This is a genomic window from Stappia indica (genome assembly GCF_001696535.1).
Taxonomy (GTDB): domain Bacteria; phylum Pseudomonadota; class Alphaproteobacteria; order Rhizobiales; family Stappiaceae; genus Stappia; species Stappia indica.
Genome location: NZ_MBQE01000002.1, coordinates 414221 through 430868, shown reverse-complemented (window position 1 = coordinate 430868; position 16648 = coordinate 414221). Strand labels below are relative to the sequence as shown.

The window sequence follows — 16648 nt, the reverse complement described above, 5'->3', positions numbered from 1 at the left end:
ATGGTTTCCCTCTATCCCTCCCGCCGCACCGTACTCGCCGCCGCGATCGGTGGAACCGCCCTGCTCGCGCTGCCGGCGCCGCTGCGTGCTCAGGTAAAGATTCCAACGCTGGCGCTCTATGGGCCGCCGGCAGGCCCCTCAGTCACGCTAGCCCATGCGATCGCGGCAGGCTTGTTCGGCGGGATTGCAGCGGCGACCAGCCTGACGGCCTGGCGCAATCCGGACGAGTTGCGAGCAGGCCTGACATCCGGAGCGATCCAGCTCTCGATCGCCCCCGTGCAGGCCGCTGCGAACCTCTACAATCGCGGCTTCCCGATCCGGTTGGCCAACGTGATGACCAACGGACTGCTCTACATCGTCTCAGGAATTCCTGGCGTCGCCGCGATCCCGGATCTGCGCGGGCGCTCGGTTGCCGTGCCGTTTCGCGGCGACACGCCTGAAATCCTCTTCACCAGGCTTCTCGCTCATCACCGGCTCGATCCACAAGCGGATCTCGACATCACCTATGCCGGCTCCCCGATCGAGGCGATGCAACTTCTCCTGGCGGGACGGGTGGAGGCAGCACTGACTGCCGAACCCTCGACGTCCGCTACCGTGATTGCTGGCGCCCAGGCCGGCAAGGAGATCCGTCGAGCCATCGACCTTCAAACAGCGTGGGGCGAAATGACGGGAGCCGCGCCGGTCCTGCCGCAAGCCGGGCTGGCGATCATGGGTCCTTTCCTGGACGCCCACGGCGACGCAATGCCCGCAGTTCTGTCTGCGATCGACACCGCGACGTCACAGGTTCTTGCGGACCCGGCCACCGCTGCCGTCCATGCAACCGAGACGCTCGGGATGCCCGCGCCCCTGCTCGCCGCCTCGATCCCACATTCCAATCTCGTCGCACGTCCTGCCAACGAAGCCCGGGCCGATGTCGAGAGGATGCTTGCGGCGATGAGCGGACCGGAGATGGAAGCGATCAACGGCAAGCTGCCCGACAAAGATTTCTACCTGTAAGCGCCCGAGCACCGCTGCCAAGCAACCTATGAAGGTTCGATGATGCGCGCCCGAACAGCATCGTTTATTCCACGCCGCCTTGCCGACCGGGCCGGGCGCTTGCTGGAATTCGTGTGGTCCGCCTGGTCCGGACTTGCCGCCCTGTTTCTGCTTGCAGCCGTTTGGCAGGCTGGACACGAAGCCTACGGCCCCTTCATTCTCAGTTCCCCACAAGACACGCTCGCAGCCGTTTGGCACCTTGCCGGCGACCGGAAGGCATGGTCGCTGGCCGCACTGACGTTGCAACGATCCGTAACCGGGTTTGCGTTGGTTTCGGCGATGGGGATTTTGCTCGGTCTTGCCGCGGGATACTCGCCTGCAACGATGCGGATCGCGGCGCCGCTGATCACGGTGCTGACCGGCGTGCCGCCCATTGCCTGGATCGTGCTGGCAATGATCTGGTTCGGCGGCTCGGACGCCACCGTGCGAACCGTGATCGTCGTGACGGCGCTTCCCGTGGTGTTTTTGGGTGCCGCTCAGGGTGTCGCCATCCGCGACCGGAACCTCGACCGAATGGCCAAGGCTTTCGGCGCCGGACCTGTGCGCAGGTTTCTGGCCGTGGGGCTTCGTCAAACGACGGCGACACTGTTTCCAGCACTGACGCTGGCTCTCGGCACAGCCTTCAAGGTCGCGGTGATGGCCGAACTCCTCGCCAATGCGGGCGGAATCGGCGGGGCGCTGGCGAATGCCCGGGTCAATCTCGATATCGCGAGCGCACTGGCATGGGTGCTGATCGCCGTGTCGCTCCTGATCGCCGTCGAATATGCGCTGGTTCAGCCGGTCAAGGGCGAGGTCGACCGCTGGCGCCGCGCGGCCCAACCCTGGGGTGTCAAGAGATGACTGTGCTGGGAATCACCTCCATCGAACACGCCTATCTTGGCCGGTCAGTCCTCAAGGACATCGACCTCGCTGTGAGTGCTGGTGAAATCCTAGCCCTTGTCGGACCGTCAGGCTGCGGGAAATCGACACTTGCCCATGTAGCCGCCGGCCTTCTGGAGCCAAAGTCGGGACAGGTCGAGCGCCGATACAAACGACACGCCATGATCTTCCAGGATCCCGCGCTCCTGCCTTGGGCGACGGCGGCGCAAAACATCGGCTTCGGTCTGCGTTTCGCGCGCGTATCGCGGCGCGACAGGGCGAAGCGCGTTGCACAGGCAGCCCAACAGGTCGCTCTCGAGCCCGGCGATCTGCCGAAATATCCCGTAGAGCTGTCCGGCGGCATGCGCCAGCGCGTCGCCATAGCCCGCGCCTTGGCCGTGCAGCCGGACTTCATCTATTTCGACGAGCCATTTACCGCCCTCGACGTCGCGCTGCGCCGCCGAATGCAGGACCTGGTCATCGCAACCTGCGCGAATGCCGGGCTGTCCGGACTGTTCATCACCCACGATCTGCATGAAGCGGCCCGGATCTCACATCGGGTCGCCGTGCTCGACACTCACGGCGTCGGCATCCTCGGCCATCGACAATTGCCGGGCACGCCTGGCGAGCGAAGCGAAGCCGAGGAACGAGACTGGGTCGCCGCCGCGCTGGCACGCGATCCGCTGTTCCGCCACATTCACGACGTTGATGAGAGGCAAATCGCATGAGTTGCGCTCCCGCGACACCGACGAACCGCATCCGGCCGACATCCCGCAGCGGAATCTTGTCCGACGAAGGCTTCCGGCTGTTCTTTCCGCTCGGCGCGCTCTATGCGGCGATATTCCCCCTGCTCTGGGTGCTGGCGCTTGGTTTCGACCTGCCTCTTGCCCACACAGTCCCGCCCTCGCTCTGGCATGCCCACGAAATGCTCATCGGCGCCTTCGGTGCAGCCCTGATCGGGTTTCTCACCACCGCCGTGCCGGAGTGGACCGATACCGAGCCGCTGCGTGGGCGATCCTTGTGGACACTTGCCGGTTTGTGGACCACGGGGCGTCTCGTCGGAATCCTCGGCTGGGACGGACTGGGCGCCGTCGGAGCGCTTGCCGACCTTGCCTGGATGGTGGCCATGTTCGGTTATCTCATCTCCCTCTCGATCCGACGACGAACCGACCGGCTGCTGGCATTTGCATTCTGGGTGGCCGTTCTGATCGGCTGCCTAGCGATGACGCGCCTCGCGTTCCTGACGGCAGACATCGACCGCGCGACCACAACCATCCATCTGGCGGGCTATACCTTCCTCGGTCTGCTAGGCCTCGCGCTGGCACGGGTCACGGTGCCGGTGACAAACCTGGTGCTCGACCCGAGCGAACGAAGCTCCCCGTTCCGCCCCCACCCCGGTCGGGCGAACCTCGCCCCGGGGCTCCTTCTGGTCGCACTTGCGGGACATGCCGCCGAAGTCTCGCCTGCGGTGGGAGGATATCTCATCATGGCCGCGGGAGCCGCTTTCCTGGATCGCGTCGCAGAAGCCTTCATCGGACGAGAGGCGGCTCGGGCCGAGATCCTCATGCTGGCCGGCTCTTCCGCTTTTGCCGGGACCGGCCTGATACTAACAGGAGCATCCGCGCTCGGTGCGCCCTGGCCAGCGGTCGTGGGGCTGCATGTCGCCCTGATGGGCGGGCTGGGGCTTGGCGTCTTCGCGGTCTTCTGCATCGCGGGCTTGCTGCATACTGGCCGGCCGCTGGGACTTTCGTGGCCGGTTCGCCTTGGCGCCATGGCTCTGACCGCCTCGGTTCTGCTCCGCGTTCTTCCAGATCTCGGAGTTCCGCTGCCCGCACCGCCGCATGCGCTGGCGGCACTCACCTGGAGCGGTGGATTTCTAATCTGGACCGCAGCCTTCTGGCCCTTGGTCACGCGCCCTGCCCTTGCAGATCAATCTCGGGCGCCTGACCAGAACCAGCCTGCAACCTGCGGCACAGACCAGTCCAACCGGTGGCAGAGCCAAGTCTCTTCCCCGTGACGCCAGACGCTTGCCGGCAGGGCGAACATGGCCTTCCTGCCTCAATGCCAACTCGGCCGACCATCCGACGGCCGGATCATGAGACTCAGAGGACCATGCAACTGATGCTCTCGGATATCCGCCAGTAGACAGAAAAGAGAAATGGCTCACTACCCTGTGTAGGTGAAAAACGTACAGGCCAGCAAAACGTTGGGCCGCGTTTAATCGTGTAGAGTATCACGACGTTAGAAGACTGCCACGATACAGAGATGAAACGCAATAAACGAAAAGAGCGCCATTCGGCGCCCCAATTTCGTCTCACCCACATCCGCCTCCGCAACAATCATCGCGTCTTTGCGACTCCTCCAGTGCTTCCTTACCGACGAGAACGTGCCAGTCGACAGGGCCCGGGATACGATAGGTCCAGGAAAACTGACCGGGAACAGCTTGCTGAAACTGGTAAAGCAGCCCCTGCGGATCGTGATCATTGATCAGTTCAAAACACTCGCCCGGATGCAGCGCGTCATACTGGCGGAAAACCAACACGTGACGTTCTGGTCTTGGCAGCGACCGCAGGTCCACGATAGCGACAGGCTGGTCGGTATTGTACGGTGTATTAGTCATGGCACGCTCCGATAGTGATGCGGATGTCCATGATCCTATGGCGCGCGCGAGAGATCGTCCTTGTCGGGAAACAAACTTCGGCTGACGAGGCTCTGACGCGGCTCTCGCCGGGCGAACTGACCGGCTCTGCCCCGGCACATCTTGGTAGGCTTCAGGATTTCGGGAGCCAGACAAGAATGGCTTCTGCCAGTCTGAGCCAGATGTCACGGCTCACCGAGGCGCCTCCATGCCAGCACCCTCGTCGGAAATTATAGCTTCAATATCGTGCTCCCGCTGCAACACGGTCCGGATGTCTTCACGGGGCATCAAGCTGAAGGCGGTCGAATAAGCATCCGCTCGCATCGCATCCTGAGCAACGACGGTAACGTGTCTATTGCCATGCGAACCCGCCCCACTGCGCGGATCGATCAAATGGTTGAAGCGGCCGGCAGAGTCGAAACTGAAGCCAGCCCCGCTCGATGTGGCAACTGCCTTGTCGACAAGTTCCAGCATCTCCGGCCCGTCCGTAAGGAAAGTATCGTTCCCGATGGCGACCCGCCAAGGTCCACCGTCAGGTTTCGTTCCGGTCACTCGGATCTCACCGAGATTGACCATGCTTTTTTCGATCCCGCCGCGCCGCAAGAGTTCAACAGCCCGATCCGTGATATACCCTTGAGCTATGCCATTGAAGGTCAGAGCCATCCCGCGCCTGCTAAGCGCGATACGGTTGAGGTCGAATTTCACCTTGTCGAACCCGACCAGTTCGAGAGCACCGCGGATATCGGCCGGTGCAGGATCAGACCTGTCGGCATCTGGATCGGAAAAATGCCTCGCCAGCACCGTCCATAATGGCTGAACCGTCGGATCAAATGCGCCGTCAGTCAGTTCCCAGACGTTCCGGCACGTTTCAAGAACAGCGACCATGTCCGACGGAGGAGCGACCAATGCTCCCATCCGATTCAATTGCGAAAGTGCGGACTCGGCACGATAAAGACTGAAGATCTCCTCAAGCCTGTCGACTTCCCTAATCACTTGTCGAACAAGCCGTTCGGCGATGGCTCGATCTGGATGGTAGATGCGAAGGGATGCCAAAGCACCAAGCGCCCGCCCGCGCCAGTTCACCGCTTCCTGACTGGGAACTGCGGCAATGGCGCCCGACAAGGTAAGGCCGCATCCTGCGGCCGCGGCGGTGATAGAAATAAAGCGACGGCGGTTCATGACACCCATGGCATGCCCCTATTCTTCTGACCGTGTCCCAGATGCCCCCGTGTGATCGGAGCCAAGCACGTAGTCGACGGGAATGTTCTCGAACGTCACCACCTGACCTCCATTCGCTTGCGCAAACTGATCAGCCATTTCCTTGGTAGAGAACGGCACCGTCTCGGCCGCTCCCATCCCACCTTGAGCTGAACTTCCGATCACGTAGAAGGCCGTCCGCGCGTCGATCCAGTTTTCCGCGCCGGGGTTGTCCCAACTCGGCGCCTTCGACATGTCCGACACATAAATGGCGGAGTAGTTCTTGGGTTCCTCGGGCAGCATGGTAAAGGCAACAGCATCGCGAGCCGAGGAGAACCATATCGGCTCAGGGCCGAGAATGATCTGTCCCTTCGGACCGGCATGCTCGAGCACATTCATCCCGCAATAGCGTCCCATGGCTTCCTCTGTGAGCGCAAAGGGTTTCGGCATCCCCGGGGGCGCCTCTTCGCTGCATCCTGCCAGGATCAGGGCTGCCAGTGAGATAACCAAGAACCACAGGTGTCTCACAGTTCCCTCCTGGAAAAAGCCAGAGCAGCAGCGGACAGTGGTACCGCTACCCAGAGAAGCAAGGCGCCGATCAGCACGCCCGGTGAAAGCGCCATATTTTCCGCGACGCCGCCCATGCCTGACAGGGCACTAATATTGCCGGCCCCCAGGTTCAACAGCCGGTACGCATCCGTCGGATTGGCGAGAAGCAGAGCATTGAGCACGCCACCGCTGATGATGCGGCCCTGATCGACAACCAGCAGGCCCAGAAGCGCCATATCATAGATGAGCACGTAGAGCAGCCACACTCCAACCGCAATGCCGCCAGCCGTGCCGCGCTCTCGAACCAGCGTGCTGACGAGGTAGCCGATGGCGATAAAAACGGCACCGAGCAGCATCGACGACAGGACCATCGAGGCGAAAGCGCCAAAGCTGCTTCGATCAATATCCGCGCCACTCGCCGCCAGCGCAACAGCAGCGGCACCGTAGCCAAGCAAGGTGGCGAAGGCGAGGATGGCCAGATGGCCGGCAAACTTGCCTGCGATCACCTGCCAGCGCCCGACCGGATAGCTGAGCAACAGCAGCATGGTGCCGCGCTCCATTTCCCCGACGATGGCGTCGTGCGAAATCAGCAAAGCAATCAGCGGCACGAGGAAGATCGAGAGGCTCGACAGGCTGACGATGACGACGTCCAACGCGCTGGCTCCGACATTCCCGGTCGGGGCGCTGCCGAGAAAGGTCAGCGTCAGGGCCAGCGCGGCCAGAAGCAGCGTCGTGGCGAGGACCCAGCGGTTGCGCAGCCCCTCCTGGATTTCCTTGCGGGCGATAATGAAGACGTTTGTCATTCGTTTCTCTCCCGCGCCTCAAGGAAATGCGCGTACAACTCGTCCAGCGTCGGCGGCATCACGTCGAAGTCGGCAACGGGAGCGCCCTGCTCGGCGACCCGGCGCAGCACCCCGACCTTCTCCCCCGGTTCCGCGTCGATCTCCAGCTGGCGTCCGTTGACCCGTCGCCAACCGCCGGCGCGGGCCCAATCGTCGGTTGCGGAAACGGGCTCGCCGGTCAGCGTGAGGCGGATGCGTGTCGGCAGAGGGGCGATGCGCCGGAGATCGTCGAGCGTTCCGTCGGCGATCTTGACGCCCCGGTCGACGATCACGACGCGGTCCGCCCTGCCTTCCAGCTCGGTCAGCGCATGGGAGGACAGCAGCACGGTCGCGCCGCCGGCGCGCAGGTCCGCGACGATGTCATAAAAGCTGCGGCGCAATGCCGGATCGAGGCCGGTGGTTGGCTCGTCCAGCAGCAACACTCGCGGCTGCCCCAGAAGCGCCTGCGACAGTCCCAACCGCTGGCGCATCCCCTTGGAATAGGTGCCCACGCGACGGTCGGCCGCAGCCGCCAGCCCCACCCGCTCAAGCAGCGCTCCGGTCGTCTCCACGGGCACGCGCTTCAACCGGGCGTAGAAGGAAAGGGTCTCGCGGCCCGTCAACGCCATGTTGAAGGAAACGTTTTCTGGAAGATAGCCGAGCCTGCGCCGCGCTTCGAATTGTCCGGCCGCCGGATCTTCGCCAAGGACCCGGACCATGCCGGCGGTCGGCTTCACCAGGCCAAGCATCAGCTTGATGAGCGTCGTCTTGCCGGCGCCATTGTGACCAACGAGCGCGATGGTCTCGCCTTCGCGAAACACACAGGAGAGCTCCCGCACCGCCTGCACGGCACCGTAGGACTTGGCAACGCCCGACGCTTGGATCGTCTCGACCATCATTGCTCCATCCGCATCGGTCTTGGGGGCGTCATCAGCGGCCGGCTGTCAACAACGCCACCGGGCAGGAGAGCCGGGAATTGTGCCTGTGCCCAGCGGATTACCTGGACCGCGGGGCTGTTCACGAGAACCTTCGCCTGCGGGGCGGTCCACAACACCCTGTCGATGATGTCGTTCGGACGGTAGGGGCTATCACTGATCCCGTCACCATCGAGATCGAAGGCCGGGTTGTCGCTCCAGTAATTCCCCCGGCCCTTGACTGACCAATCAAGATGCCGTGTGCCGACATATTTGACCTGGTGCCTGTTGCCGATGAAGGCATTGTCGGTCATCGCATTGCTTTCCGATCCGGCCGTGAAATGGATGCCGATGGCGCAGCCCTCGAACCAGTTGCCGCTCAACTGGTTGCGGTTCGCATTGTAGATAAATACGCATTTTTCCGGACCGAGCCGCATGCCGCCAGGCGCGCTGCGGGTGGCCTGAGGCTCGCTAGGAAGACCATGAACCCCGCCGATTCTCGCCGCCGCCGTCCATCTCTGGATCGGAAGTTCCCGGCCACGTACGATATTTCCGGATATCGTTGACCCGTTGGCGTAGTTCAGCAACAGACCGTGGTCGCGGTCGCCGTCAGAAACATTACCCGTGACTTGCAACCTGTCAGAAAACATGATCGCATAACCCACTGTATTCCCCAGGGAAACGTTTTGGCTTATCTCACTATTATTAGTGTACATATAGTGAATACCAAAACGAACGCTCTTCAGCGTATTCCCCTTGAAAACGTTTTGTTTGCTTGTTTTCGTAAAAATGCCGTCCCGGCCATAGCTGATCTCGTTGTCGACAACCTGTGCGCCTGACGCGTTCCATACGGAGACGCCATCTCCGGCTTCACTGGTGCGCCCCTCGCGCAAGCCGACGATTCGATTACCTTTAACCAGCGAGTCCTCGGCTCCGTGGATATAGACGCCGACGAGATTACCGAGGATGGCGTTGTCCTCGACGCGCGCTCCCCTTGCCGTTTGGGCGAGGAAGACGCCGGAATCCATATCGAACAGGTTCTTTCCGGAGCCTTTTATCTGCAAACCACGGATGACAGTTTGCGGAGCCTCCACCGTAATGACGCTGCCCTTGTCATTACCGATGATCACAGCACCCGGCTCTCCTTCGAGTGTCAGCGTCTTGTCGATCGTGATCGGCCCCTGGTGCTCACCCTTCTTGAGCGCGATGATATCACCGGGAACCGCACGGTCGATTGCCGCCTGAAGCGGCGCGATCTCGGCAGCCACGCGAACAGTCGCTCCCCAGGACGGAAGAGCCGGAATGGCGACAAACGCCGCCACCCCGATTGTCAATACGCCGCGATAGAACATCAGGCGCCCTGAGGCTCAACAAGCATGCGCCCCTTCATTTCCATGTGCATAGCATGGCAAAACCATGAACAATAGTACCAGTAAACACCCGGCTTGCTGGCAACGAACGTCACCGATGCCGTCGCTTGCGGCGCCACCTCCATGTTGATTCCATAGTTTATTATGGAAAATCCATGCGTCAGATCTTCAACTTCATCGATATTTGTCACATAAACCGTGACTTCATCGCCTTGTTTGACCGTGAACTGCTCGAGACCGAACGCCGGCGCGACCGACGTCATGTAGACCCGCACCTTGTTGCCATCCCGAATGACTTCAGAATCCGCCATGAGATCGATGCCATCGGCCTCGGCTTGCGCAACCGCGTCCGCAAAGAACGGATCATCGCGGCTCCAGACATGGACCGGATTGATCTTGGAGCGGTGCACGAGCGTCGCGTCGTGCGGCTCGGCAAAGGTCGGGTTGTCGTGCACAAGCACCATCTCATCGCCGGAAATGTCGATGAGCTGGTCGTTTTCCGGCTTGAGCGGCCCTACGTTGAGATAGCGGTCTTTCGAGAACTTGTTCAGCGAGATCAGCCATTTGCCATCCGCCTCCTTGGTCTGCCCCATGGAGGTGTGATTGTGGCCGGGCTGATAGTGAACATCCAGCTTCTGCCGGATCGGGTCGGCCTGTTCGCCGGCATACGCACGTTTGGCGTCCTCGATGTTCCATTTGCAAATCTGGCTGTCGATGAACAAGGTCGTGTAGGCGTTGCCGCGGCCGTCATACGCGGTGTGCAACGGCCCGAGGCCCAGTTCCGGCTCGGCGACGACCGTATCCCGCGGGTCGATCTTGTCCTCGAAGAGATCGTCGAACTTGCGGACGTCAAACACGGTGACCGTCGGCGAAAGTTTGCCGTTCGCCACCACATGGATGCCGTCCGGCGCGGTGTTGATCCCGTGTGGACTGTTCGGTACCGGAACATAACGCGTATATGGCGACCCCTTGCGGCCATCGACGACCGGAACGCCATTAAGCTCCTGGTAGTCGCCTTTGGCCACAGCCTCCTCGATACGAGCCAGGTTGAAGATGACGATCCAGTCCTGCTCGTTCGCCATCATCTCGGCGAGGTTCACCCCCTCCTCGGAGTTGTAGCAGGTGGCAAAGGCATACTTGCCTTGATAGTCGGCATCGACATTGTCAAGATTGCCATCGACCATGACCTGCCAGGCGACCTCCATCGTCTCACCGTCAACGGCGGTGAAGATGGCGTGGTAGCTACTTCTGTCGTCCATCGTCGTGCCGTCATTAGGGATAGGCACGCGGTCCTCGCCGTTGCAGAAGACGTAGCCGGTCTTCGGATACTTCTGTACCCGCAACCCGTGCACAGTGTGCTGGTTCGGCAACTGAATGATCTTGTCACATTTCATCACGTCGAGACGGATGCGGCAGACGCGGGTATTGGCCTTGTCGTTGGCATAGAGGTACCGGCCGTCATAGGTGCCGTCGGTGAAGGATGGGTGCGGGTGATGCAGGTCGCCGTTGAGGTAAATACCACCTTTATCCTTGAGAAATTCCCTGGTTTCCGGAAGCAGGCCCTCGGTCAGAATCTTCCGGCTTTCGTTCGTCTGCCCCCAGCCTGTCGCACTGTCGCGATTGAAAACCGGAATGCGCATCATTTCGCGCATCGACGGCGCACCGACGACCCGGATCTCGCCCGTCTGGCCACTGGAAAAGAAAACATAGTACTCGTCGAGTTCACCCGGCTTGACCTCATAGGCATTGTCGCCAGCTGCTTGCGCGGCGGCCGGCGGAATCGCGCCCGCCGAAATCGTGAGGCCGCCGGCCACGCCCGTCGCACCTGCTGCCACCACAGCCGTTGTGCCAAGCAGTTGCCGCCGGTTCATGCCGTTTTTCTTTTCGTCCGACCTCATGACTAACTCCTTCTGTCTTCAGGTGGTGGGTCGCGTCGCCGTATCCGGCTTTGCGATCCGGTTTCCCTTGTGTGAAATGACCGTTTTTGCGGGCCCCTCGCCCCGTGATGCGGGCGAGGAAAGGGCCATGAACTTCTCGCGCTTCAACCGAACCTGGATCATGTGCGGGCAGCGGTGGTCGTCGTGATAAAGTTCCTGGCAGTTCATGCAGTAGATGCATTCGTTGACGTTGATCTGCCCCTCGGGATGGATGGACTGCACCGGGCATTCCTTCGCGCAGCGCTGGCAGGGCGAGCCACATTCCGGCCAGCGCTTGAGCCATTCGAACATCCGGATGCGCCCGGGTATCGCCAAGGCGGCGCCGAGCGGGCACAAGTAGCGGCAGTAGAACCGCTCGATGAACAGACCCGCGACGAGAAGCGCGACGGCGAAGACGACGAAAGGCCAGTCGCGAACGAACTTCAAAATGATGGCCGTCTTGAAGGGCTCCACCTCGGCCACCATCTCGGCCATCGCCACCGAATAGAAGGACAGGCCGAAAAGACCGAGGAAAATGACATATTTGATCGGCCAGAGCCGCTCATGCAGGCCGAAGGGAACCTTGATCTGCGGCACCTTCAGCCATTGGGCGATGTTGTTGGTGAGCTCCTGCAGGGCGCCAAAGGGGCAAAGCCAGCCACAGAACGGACCACGGCCCCAGAACAGCAACCCGGCCGCCACCGCCGCCCAAAGGATGAAGATCAGCGGGGCGGACAGGAAGAACTCCCAGCTAAAGTCGGAGACAAGGGCATTTGTGAAGGTGAGCACGTTGACCACGGACAACTGTGCATTGGCGTACCAGCCCAGCCAGAACAGGGTGAAGACGAGATAGCCGCGCCGGATCCAACCGAAAAGTACCGGACGGCGGACCAGCCAGTCCTGGAAGAAGAAGATCGCGGTCAGGATCAGCAGCGCCACGACGGTGATGGCTATCGAAATCGTATTCATCTTCCAGATGCGCTGCCACAGTGGCTCCTCGTCCGAGGCCAGAAGCGCATCGGTGGCGGTGTCGAGGACCGCGGGCACCGGCTTTGCGACCTGCTCGCTCGCCGCCGCCCTGGACATAGCGGGTACCTTCGTCACCGTCACATACGGGTCGGGCAGCGTGTAACCGAGTTCATAGGACAGCGTCGCCTTGTCGCGCGCACCTATGCTTCGCTGCACCAAAAGCTGAAGCTCCCAAGGCTCGGTCACGTCGAAATCGAAATCCTCCGGCACGACGAAGAGGGCGATCTCGCGCAACCGCGGGGCGCCTTCTGCCGCCAGATCTCCTAAGCGGGTGTGGTTGCGGTCGCGGAAGCGGATACCCTGGCCGCTCTGCAGAAGCTCGATGCGATCGAAGATGCCGCCGCGGACGTAGCCGGAGCCCTTGAACGAATAGGCACCGTCACCCGCCACCACAATGGCCTGCTGGCCCGGCTTCAGCCGCTGGACCAGCCGTTCGTACTGAACATCCCCCAACAGGCTGCGGCCGATCGTCGGTACGCTGACAGGGGCAATGTAGAGTTCGATGAACTGATCTCGAGGATCGCGCGTCTCGGGTCGCTCCGCAGCTTCCGGACGGCCAATCTCGCGGAATGCCTCGCTCACCTCCCCCACCGACAGTCGCAGGACTCGCACGGACCCGTCGCCGACGAGCGTGTGCCAGTCGCGCAGTTCGCTTCTGGTGAGATCGACGGCCCGGGTCTCGGTCGGCGCTGTGACCTGCGCCTGCGCCGCTCCAAGCCGATTGCCGCGGATCAGACGCACGGCAGATCGCACGACGCTGTCCCCCATCACCAGTACGGTCACCGTGGCGCCGCTGACGATATCAACCTGTGGCGGTCGGACTGCCCCGGCCGAGACGCGCCCGAGGTCCTGTCCGATGAGCGTATTGAGCGACGCGACAACCTTCTCCTCAGGGATGCCGATCAGAACGATCGGCTCCTGATGGTCCACCATCTTCAGGCCATGGATAACGCCCGCTTCGTCGATGCCAACGAGAATGTGGATGGGCTTGCCTGAATAGCCGATGGCGCTGGTGACGTCGGAGTTCAGATAGACATGTCCGACAAGGTCCTGGCCACGAAACACGGAGGCCATAGGAGGATCGCCTTCGATCTTGCCGAACCGGTCAGCGCCGGCAAACAGCTCGCCAGGCTGCACCTTGGGCAGAAACTGCTCAAGACGACCGGCAGCGCCCGCTTCGAACGGCAGACATGCGACGAGCAACAAAAGACCCATCACCTTCAACAGGGCGAGTAGCAGGACCCTTGACGGGTTGGAATAGCGGGCTCCCAATTGGATCCAGTGCATGTTTCTGCAGCCCTCTTCGGAACAACCGGAGCCTGCTGCCAACGATGCGTCAGCAGTGCGAAGTTGTAACCCTACCCTTTTCATGTGCTACTTCAAGGGGACCGTCTTTGATCCATGACAAGCTCCGGAGCGGACGGGATGATATGGCTGACGGGAGACGTTTGGGTGGTTGCCATGCTAGGGAGGCTGCTGTGATGTTACTGAGATCAGAACCTTTCGCGGAAGTGAAGACGATGGAGGAGCTGTTGGCCATCGCCTACCACATGGAACAGGAAGCTTGCGATAATTACGCCGACCTCGCCAAGCGGATGCAGCGGGAAGGACGAGCGGACTTGGTTCCGGTCTTCGAGCAACTCGCCCAAGAAGAAGCTCAACACCTTCACAACGTGGTGAACTGGTCGGAACGGATCCACGGCACCAAGCCGGATCTCGCGGATCTGCAATGGGAACCGGCAGATACGTTCGACGATGAAGGCGCAAGTACCATCGCCCCCGAATTGATGGGAGCGTACAGATCATTCTCCATGGCAGTGCGCAATGAAGAGCGGGCTTTTCTCTTCTGGACCTATGTCGCGGCACAGACAGACCGCAGCGACTTGCGTCTGGCGGCCGAGCAGATGGCGCGCGAGGAGCTTGGGCACCTATCCACCTTACGCGCAGAGCGACGTCGCGCCTTTCATGCCGAGCGGGCTCAAAGGACACATTCCAGGACGATTTCGTTGCCGGAACTCGAGCTCCGCCTCTCGGATCTGCTGCAATCTTTGGTTGGCCGTCAGCAGGGTTGCGATAGCTCCAATTTAGGCATCGCAATCGAGGAGGCTCGCGAGCGGGCGGCCATGCTGGCCGATGGACAATTCGACATATCGCCGCTGGTGGGAAATGGCGTTTCACACGATGTTTTTGGACGCGCGGTACCGCTGTGTGAACTGCTGCTCGATTGCTACCTGGACTATGCCGAACGCCTACCGCGCGAAGTGGAGCGGACACGGGCTCAAGCTTTTGCCGGCCAACTGGTCGCATGCCGTTCAGCACTAAGGGAAGTGCTGCAATAAGACCTAGGTGTGGAGTCCGAGGAGGTTGTACATCCGAACTGACGGTCTGAGAGTGGTCGTTGCGACACGATTCACTGGGGACCGCGAGGATGAACAACCCGCATCAGAATGCCGGATGGCGCCGCTCGGTCGAGCGGAGATGGTGAGACGGATTGTCGAGGAGGGCCGGCCGGTTGCTGAAGTGGCGGCCGGTTTCGGGGTGAGCGAGCGCACGGCGCGCAAATAGCTGGGGCGCTCCCGCAAGGAAGGGGCGGCGGGGCTGGAGAACCGCTCTTCCCGGCCGCGCTCGGTGGCCAACCGCACGCTGGATCCCTGGATCGACCTGATGGAGAAGCTGCGGCGCGAGTATCGGCTCACCGCCGAGGAGATCGCCGCTAAGCTCAAACTTTCACGCTCCACCGTGGCGGCCTGGCTGAAGCGGCGCGGAATAAGCCCTCTGAAGAGCCTGGAGACGCCGGCGCCGGTCTTCCGCTACCAGCGGCGGGCTCCTGCACCTCGGCATCAAGAAGCTCGCCCGCTTCGAGCGGGTCGGCCACCGCATCACCGGCAACCGCCCCGAGGCCAGTGCCTACGTCGGCTACGACTTCTTCCATGTGGCGATCGACGACGCCACCAAGCTCGCCTACGTCGACGTGCTGCCAGACGAGCGGCGTCAATCCACCACCGGCTTCCTGATCTGCGCGCTGCGCTGGTTCCGGGCGCGTGGCATCAGGGGCAAGCGGGTGATGACCGACAAGGGCTCCGGCTACGTCGCCAAGCTCTTCCACAAGGCGCTGAGGATGCTCGGCATCCGTCACATCCGCACAAGGCCCTACACGCCCAGAACCAACGGCAAGGCCGATCGCTTCATCCAGATCCTCATGCGAGAATGGGCCTACGCAATCCCCTACCGCTCATCCGACAGCCGAGCCGCCGACCTGCCAAGATGGCTCGCCTGGTATAACCATCAGCGACCTCATGCTAGCTTCGGCCGACGATCACCCGCTCAGGCCCTCGCCGGAACAACCTGATCAGATTCCACACCTAGCCGGACGCGGAGTTTTTATTTGCATTACCATGACTTCAGACCAGACCGAGCGTTATCGGCGAAGGTTTCGTGTATTAACTAAAGCAGGACAACAGCTCTGAGCGCAGCCCTCCATCCGTCAATACCTGCATCACACAGATCCATTTAATTAATGGCGCCCTGTACAAGCAGTTCTTCAGACCGCCACCACGAATCAAATCAGATTTCCCTACCGGGAATAAGAGAGGCGCCGCACGGCGCACTGCAATGGTAGCGCTCCGAGTTGAACCCCCGAGCGAAATTTCCGTTAGAAATTACTGTCTTGCTCAATACAGAACACATTCAAAAAACTAACCGCAGCGCAAAGATAAATTATTTCATAAATAAATCATATAGATAAAAGAAATAACTGGTAGCGGAGGACCGATACCGCCAATCCCCACACCTACCGGAAATACGCTACAGGCTCCGATTGTTCTCTCGGCTTCTGGCAGCATAAATGTACACTCCGCTGACCACGGCCGGCAGTCACCAGTGGCTCGATCCAATGGACATTGTCGTGAGCAATACCTATCTCTAAAGCATGTTCGCACGTCTCGTCACCATGCTGGCCATATTCGCGATCACCGTGGTGACGACGGTGACCTCCGCGCATGCGGCGCGCATGAGCATCAAATTCAGTCCGGAGCACGCGATCCATGTCGGCGAGATGATGCACTCTCCCGGCCTTGCCCAGCCGGTTTGTGAAGGTGAACATCACTGTGGATCGGCCGATGCCGGGATGTGCGAGTTTGTCTGCGCGGGTCTTTCGGCCTTCCTGACATCGCCAGTCGGAGAATCCGGACACGCCTACGGCCCCGTCAGCCATGACTTCCCGTTCGAGGCAAGCCACGTCGGCCATCCACCAGGACTGAACGAACGACCTCCCAAGTTCCGTCTCCTCTGATCGCGCCGGGGCCGACGCCCGCGGCGTCCC

At 61.3% G+C, this 16648-nt stretch carries 15 protein-coding genes; 7 read left to right on the top strand and 8 right to left on the bottom strand.

All coding sequences use genetic code 11. The annotated features are described in order from the left end of the window. The 4 genes from BBX35_RS09895 to BBX35_RS09880 are packed head-to-tail and all read left to right on the top strand — an operon-like array spanning position 1 to position 3910. The gene (locus BBX35_RS09895; protein WP_067219212.1) at positions 1-996 is read left to right on the top strand and encodes an ABC transporter substrate-binding protein; all 996 of its coding nucleotides are present in this window, start codon (positions 1-3) and stop codon (positions 994-996) included. Between the two features lie 39 nt (positions 997-1035). Further along, positions 1036-1875, top strand: a complete 840-nt coding sequence (locus tag BBX35_RS09890; protein WP_067219209.1) for an ABC transporter permease — start codon at positions 1036-1038, stop codon at positions 1873-1875. Next, positions 1872-2621, top strand: a complete 750-nt coding sequence (locus BBX35_RS09885) for an ABC transporter ATP-binding protein (protein WP_067219207.1) — start codon at positions 1872-1874, stop codon at positions 2619-2621. The genes BBX35_RS09890 and BBX35_RS09885 overlap by 4 nt, the downstream gene beginning before the upstream one ends. Before the next feature lie 56 nt (positions 2622-2677). Then, a complete protein-coding gene (locus BBX35_RS09880) occupies positions 2678-3910 on the top strand; it encodes an NnrS family protein (RefSeq protein ID WP_067219205.1) in 1233 nt (410 codons plus the stop codon). Positions 3911-4207: 297 nt separating this feature from the next. On the opposite strand, the gene BBX35_RS22845 is transcribed toward BBX35_RS09880, so the two are convergent. The 8 genes from BBX35_RS22845 to BBX35_RS09840 form a co-directional block, all read right to left on the bottom strand. Further along, the gene (locus tag BBX35_RS22845; protein ID WP_083206177.1) at positions 4208-4513 is read right to left on the bottom strand and encodes a DUF2249 domain-containing protein; all 306 of its coding nucleotides are present in this window, start codon (positions 4511-4513) and stop codon (positions 4208-4210) included. Positions 4514-4723: 210 nt separating this feature from the next. Beyond that, on the bottom strand, positions 4724-5719 hold the full coding sequence (locus BBX35_RS09870; RefSeq protein WP_067219200.1) for an FAD:protein FMN transferase: 996 nt from the start codon (positions 5717-5719) through the stop codon (positions 4724-4726). A 9-nt stretch (positions 5720-5728) separates the two neighbouring features. Beyond that, positions 5729-6256 carry a nitrous oxide reductase accessory protein NosL gene (locus BBX35_RS09865; protein ID WP_067219197.1) on the bottom strand — a complete coding sequence of 176 codons (528 nt, stop codon included), beginning with the start codon at positions 6254-6256 and terminating at the stop codon, positions 5729-5731. Then, on the bottom strand, positions 6253-7080 hold the full coding sequence (locus BBX35_RS09860) for an ABC transporter permease (protein ID WP_067219194.1): 828 nt from the start codon (positions 7078-7080) through the stop codon (positions 6253-6255). The genes BBX35_RS09865 and BBX35_RS09860 overlap by 4 nt, the downstream gene beginning before the upstream one ends. Continuing rightward, on the bottom strand, positions 7077-7994 hold the full coding sequence (locus BBX35_RS09855) for an ABC transporter ATP-binding protein (protein WP_067219958.1): 918 nt from the start codon (positions 7992-7994) through the stop codon (positions 7077-7079). Before BBX35_RS09855 ends, BBX35_RS09860 begins: the two co-directional genes overlap by 4 nt. Further along, positions 7994-9364 carry a nitrous oxide reductase family maturation protein NosD gene (locus tag BBX35_RS09850; RefSeq protein ID WP_067219192.1) on the bottom strand — a complete coding sequence of 457 codons (1371 nt, stop codon included), beginning with the start codon at positions 9362-9364 and terminating at the stop codon, positions 7994-7996. Before BBX35_RS09850 ends, BBX35_RS09855 begins: the two co-directional genes overlap by 1 nt. Next, positions 9364-11280, bottom strand: a complete 1917-nt coding sequence (gene nosZ / locus BBX35_RS09845) for a TAT-dependent nitrous-oxide reductase (RefSeq protein WP_067219189.1) — start codon at positions 11278-11280, stop codon at positions 9364-9366. Before nosZ ends, BBX35_RS09850 begins: the two co-directional genes overlap by 1 nt. Positions 11281-11298: 18 nt before the next feature. After that, complete coding sequence (locus BBX35_RS09840) at positions 11299-13614, bottom strand: 4Fe-4S binding protein (protein WP_067219186.1); 2316 nt, start codon at positions 13612-13614, stop codon at positions 11299-11301. 245 nt (positions 13615-13859) lie between these two features. Between BBX35_RS09840 and BBX35_RS09835 the strand changes: the two genes are divergently transcribed. From BBX35_RS09835 to BBX35_RS22830, 3 genes are all read left to right on the top strand, one after another. Continuing rightward, positions 13860-14666: a ferritin-like domain-containing protein gene (locus tag BBX35_RS09835; RefSeq protein WP_244271602.1), complete on the top strand. Its 807-nt coding sequence runs from the start codon at positions 13860-13862 to the stop codon at positions 14664-14666. Between the two features lie 593 nt (positions 14667-15259). Next, a complete protein-coding gene (locus BBX35_RS23640; protein WP_171901421.1) occupies positions 15260-15676 on the top strand; it encodes an integrase core domain-containing protein in 417 nt (138 codons plus the stop codon). Between the two features lie 579 nt (positions 15677-16255). Then, positions 16256-16618 (top strand): hypothetical protein, encoded by a 363-nt coding sequence (locus tag BBX35_RS22830; protein ID WP_208979810.1) that lies wholly within the window; start codon positions 16256-16258, stop codon positions 16616-16618. The last annotated feature ends 30 nt before the right edge of the window (positions 16619-16648 follow it).

Coding starts and splice junctions, on each gene's coding strand:
- BBX35_RS09850 (WP_067219192.1), bottom strand. CDS start 9,364: ATGTTCTATCGCGGCGTATTGACAATCGGGGTGGCGGCGTTTGTCGCC.
- BBX35_RS09840 (WP_067219186.1), bottom strand. CDS start 13,614: ATGCACTGGATCCAATTGGGAGCCCGCTATTCCAACCCGTCAAGGGTC.
- nosZ (WP_067219189.1), bottom strand. CDS start 11,280: ATGAGGTCGGACGAAAAGAAAAACGGCATGAACCGGCGGCAACTGCTT.
- BBX35_RS22830 (WP_208979810.1), top strand. CDS start 16,256: ATGTTCGCACGTCTCGTCACCATGCTGGCCATATTCGCGATCACCGTG.
- BBX35_RS09870 (WP_067219200.1), bottom strand. CDS start 5,719: ATGGGTGTCATGAACCGCCGTCGCTTTATTTCTATCACCGCCGCGGCC.
- BBX35_RS22845 (WP_083206177.1), bottom strand. CDS start 4,513: ATGACTAATACACCGTACAATACCGACCAGCCTGTCGCTATCGTGGAC.
- BBX35_RS09860 (WP_067219194.1), bottom strand. CDS start 7,080: ATGACAAACGTCTTCATTATCGCCCGCAAGGAAATCCAGGAGGGGCTG.
- BBX35_RS09855 (WP_067219958.1), bottom strand. CDS start 7,994: ATGGTCGAGACGATCCAAGCGTCGGGCGTTGCCAAGTCCTACGGTGCC.
- BBX35_RS09885 (WP_067219207.1), top strand. CDS start 1,872: ATGACTGTGCTGGGAATCACCTCCATCGAACACGCCTATCTTGGCCGG.
- BBX35_RS09895 (WP_067219212.1), top strand. CDS start 1: ATGGTTTCCCTCTATCCCTCCCGCCGCACCGTACTCGCCGCCGCGATC.
- BBX35_RS09890 (WP_067219209.1), top strand. CDS start 1,036: ATGATGCGCGCCCGAACAGCATCGTTTATTCCACGCCGCCTTGCCGAC.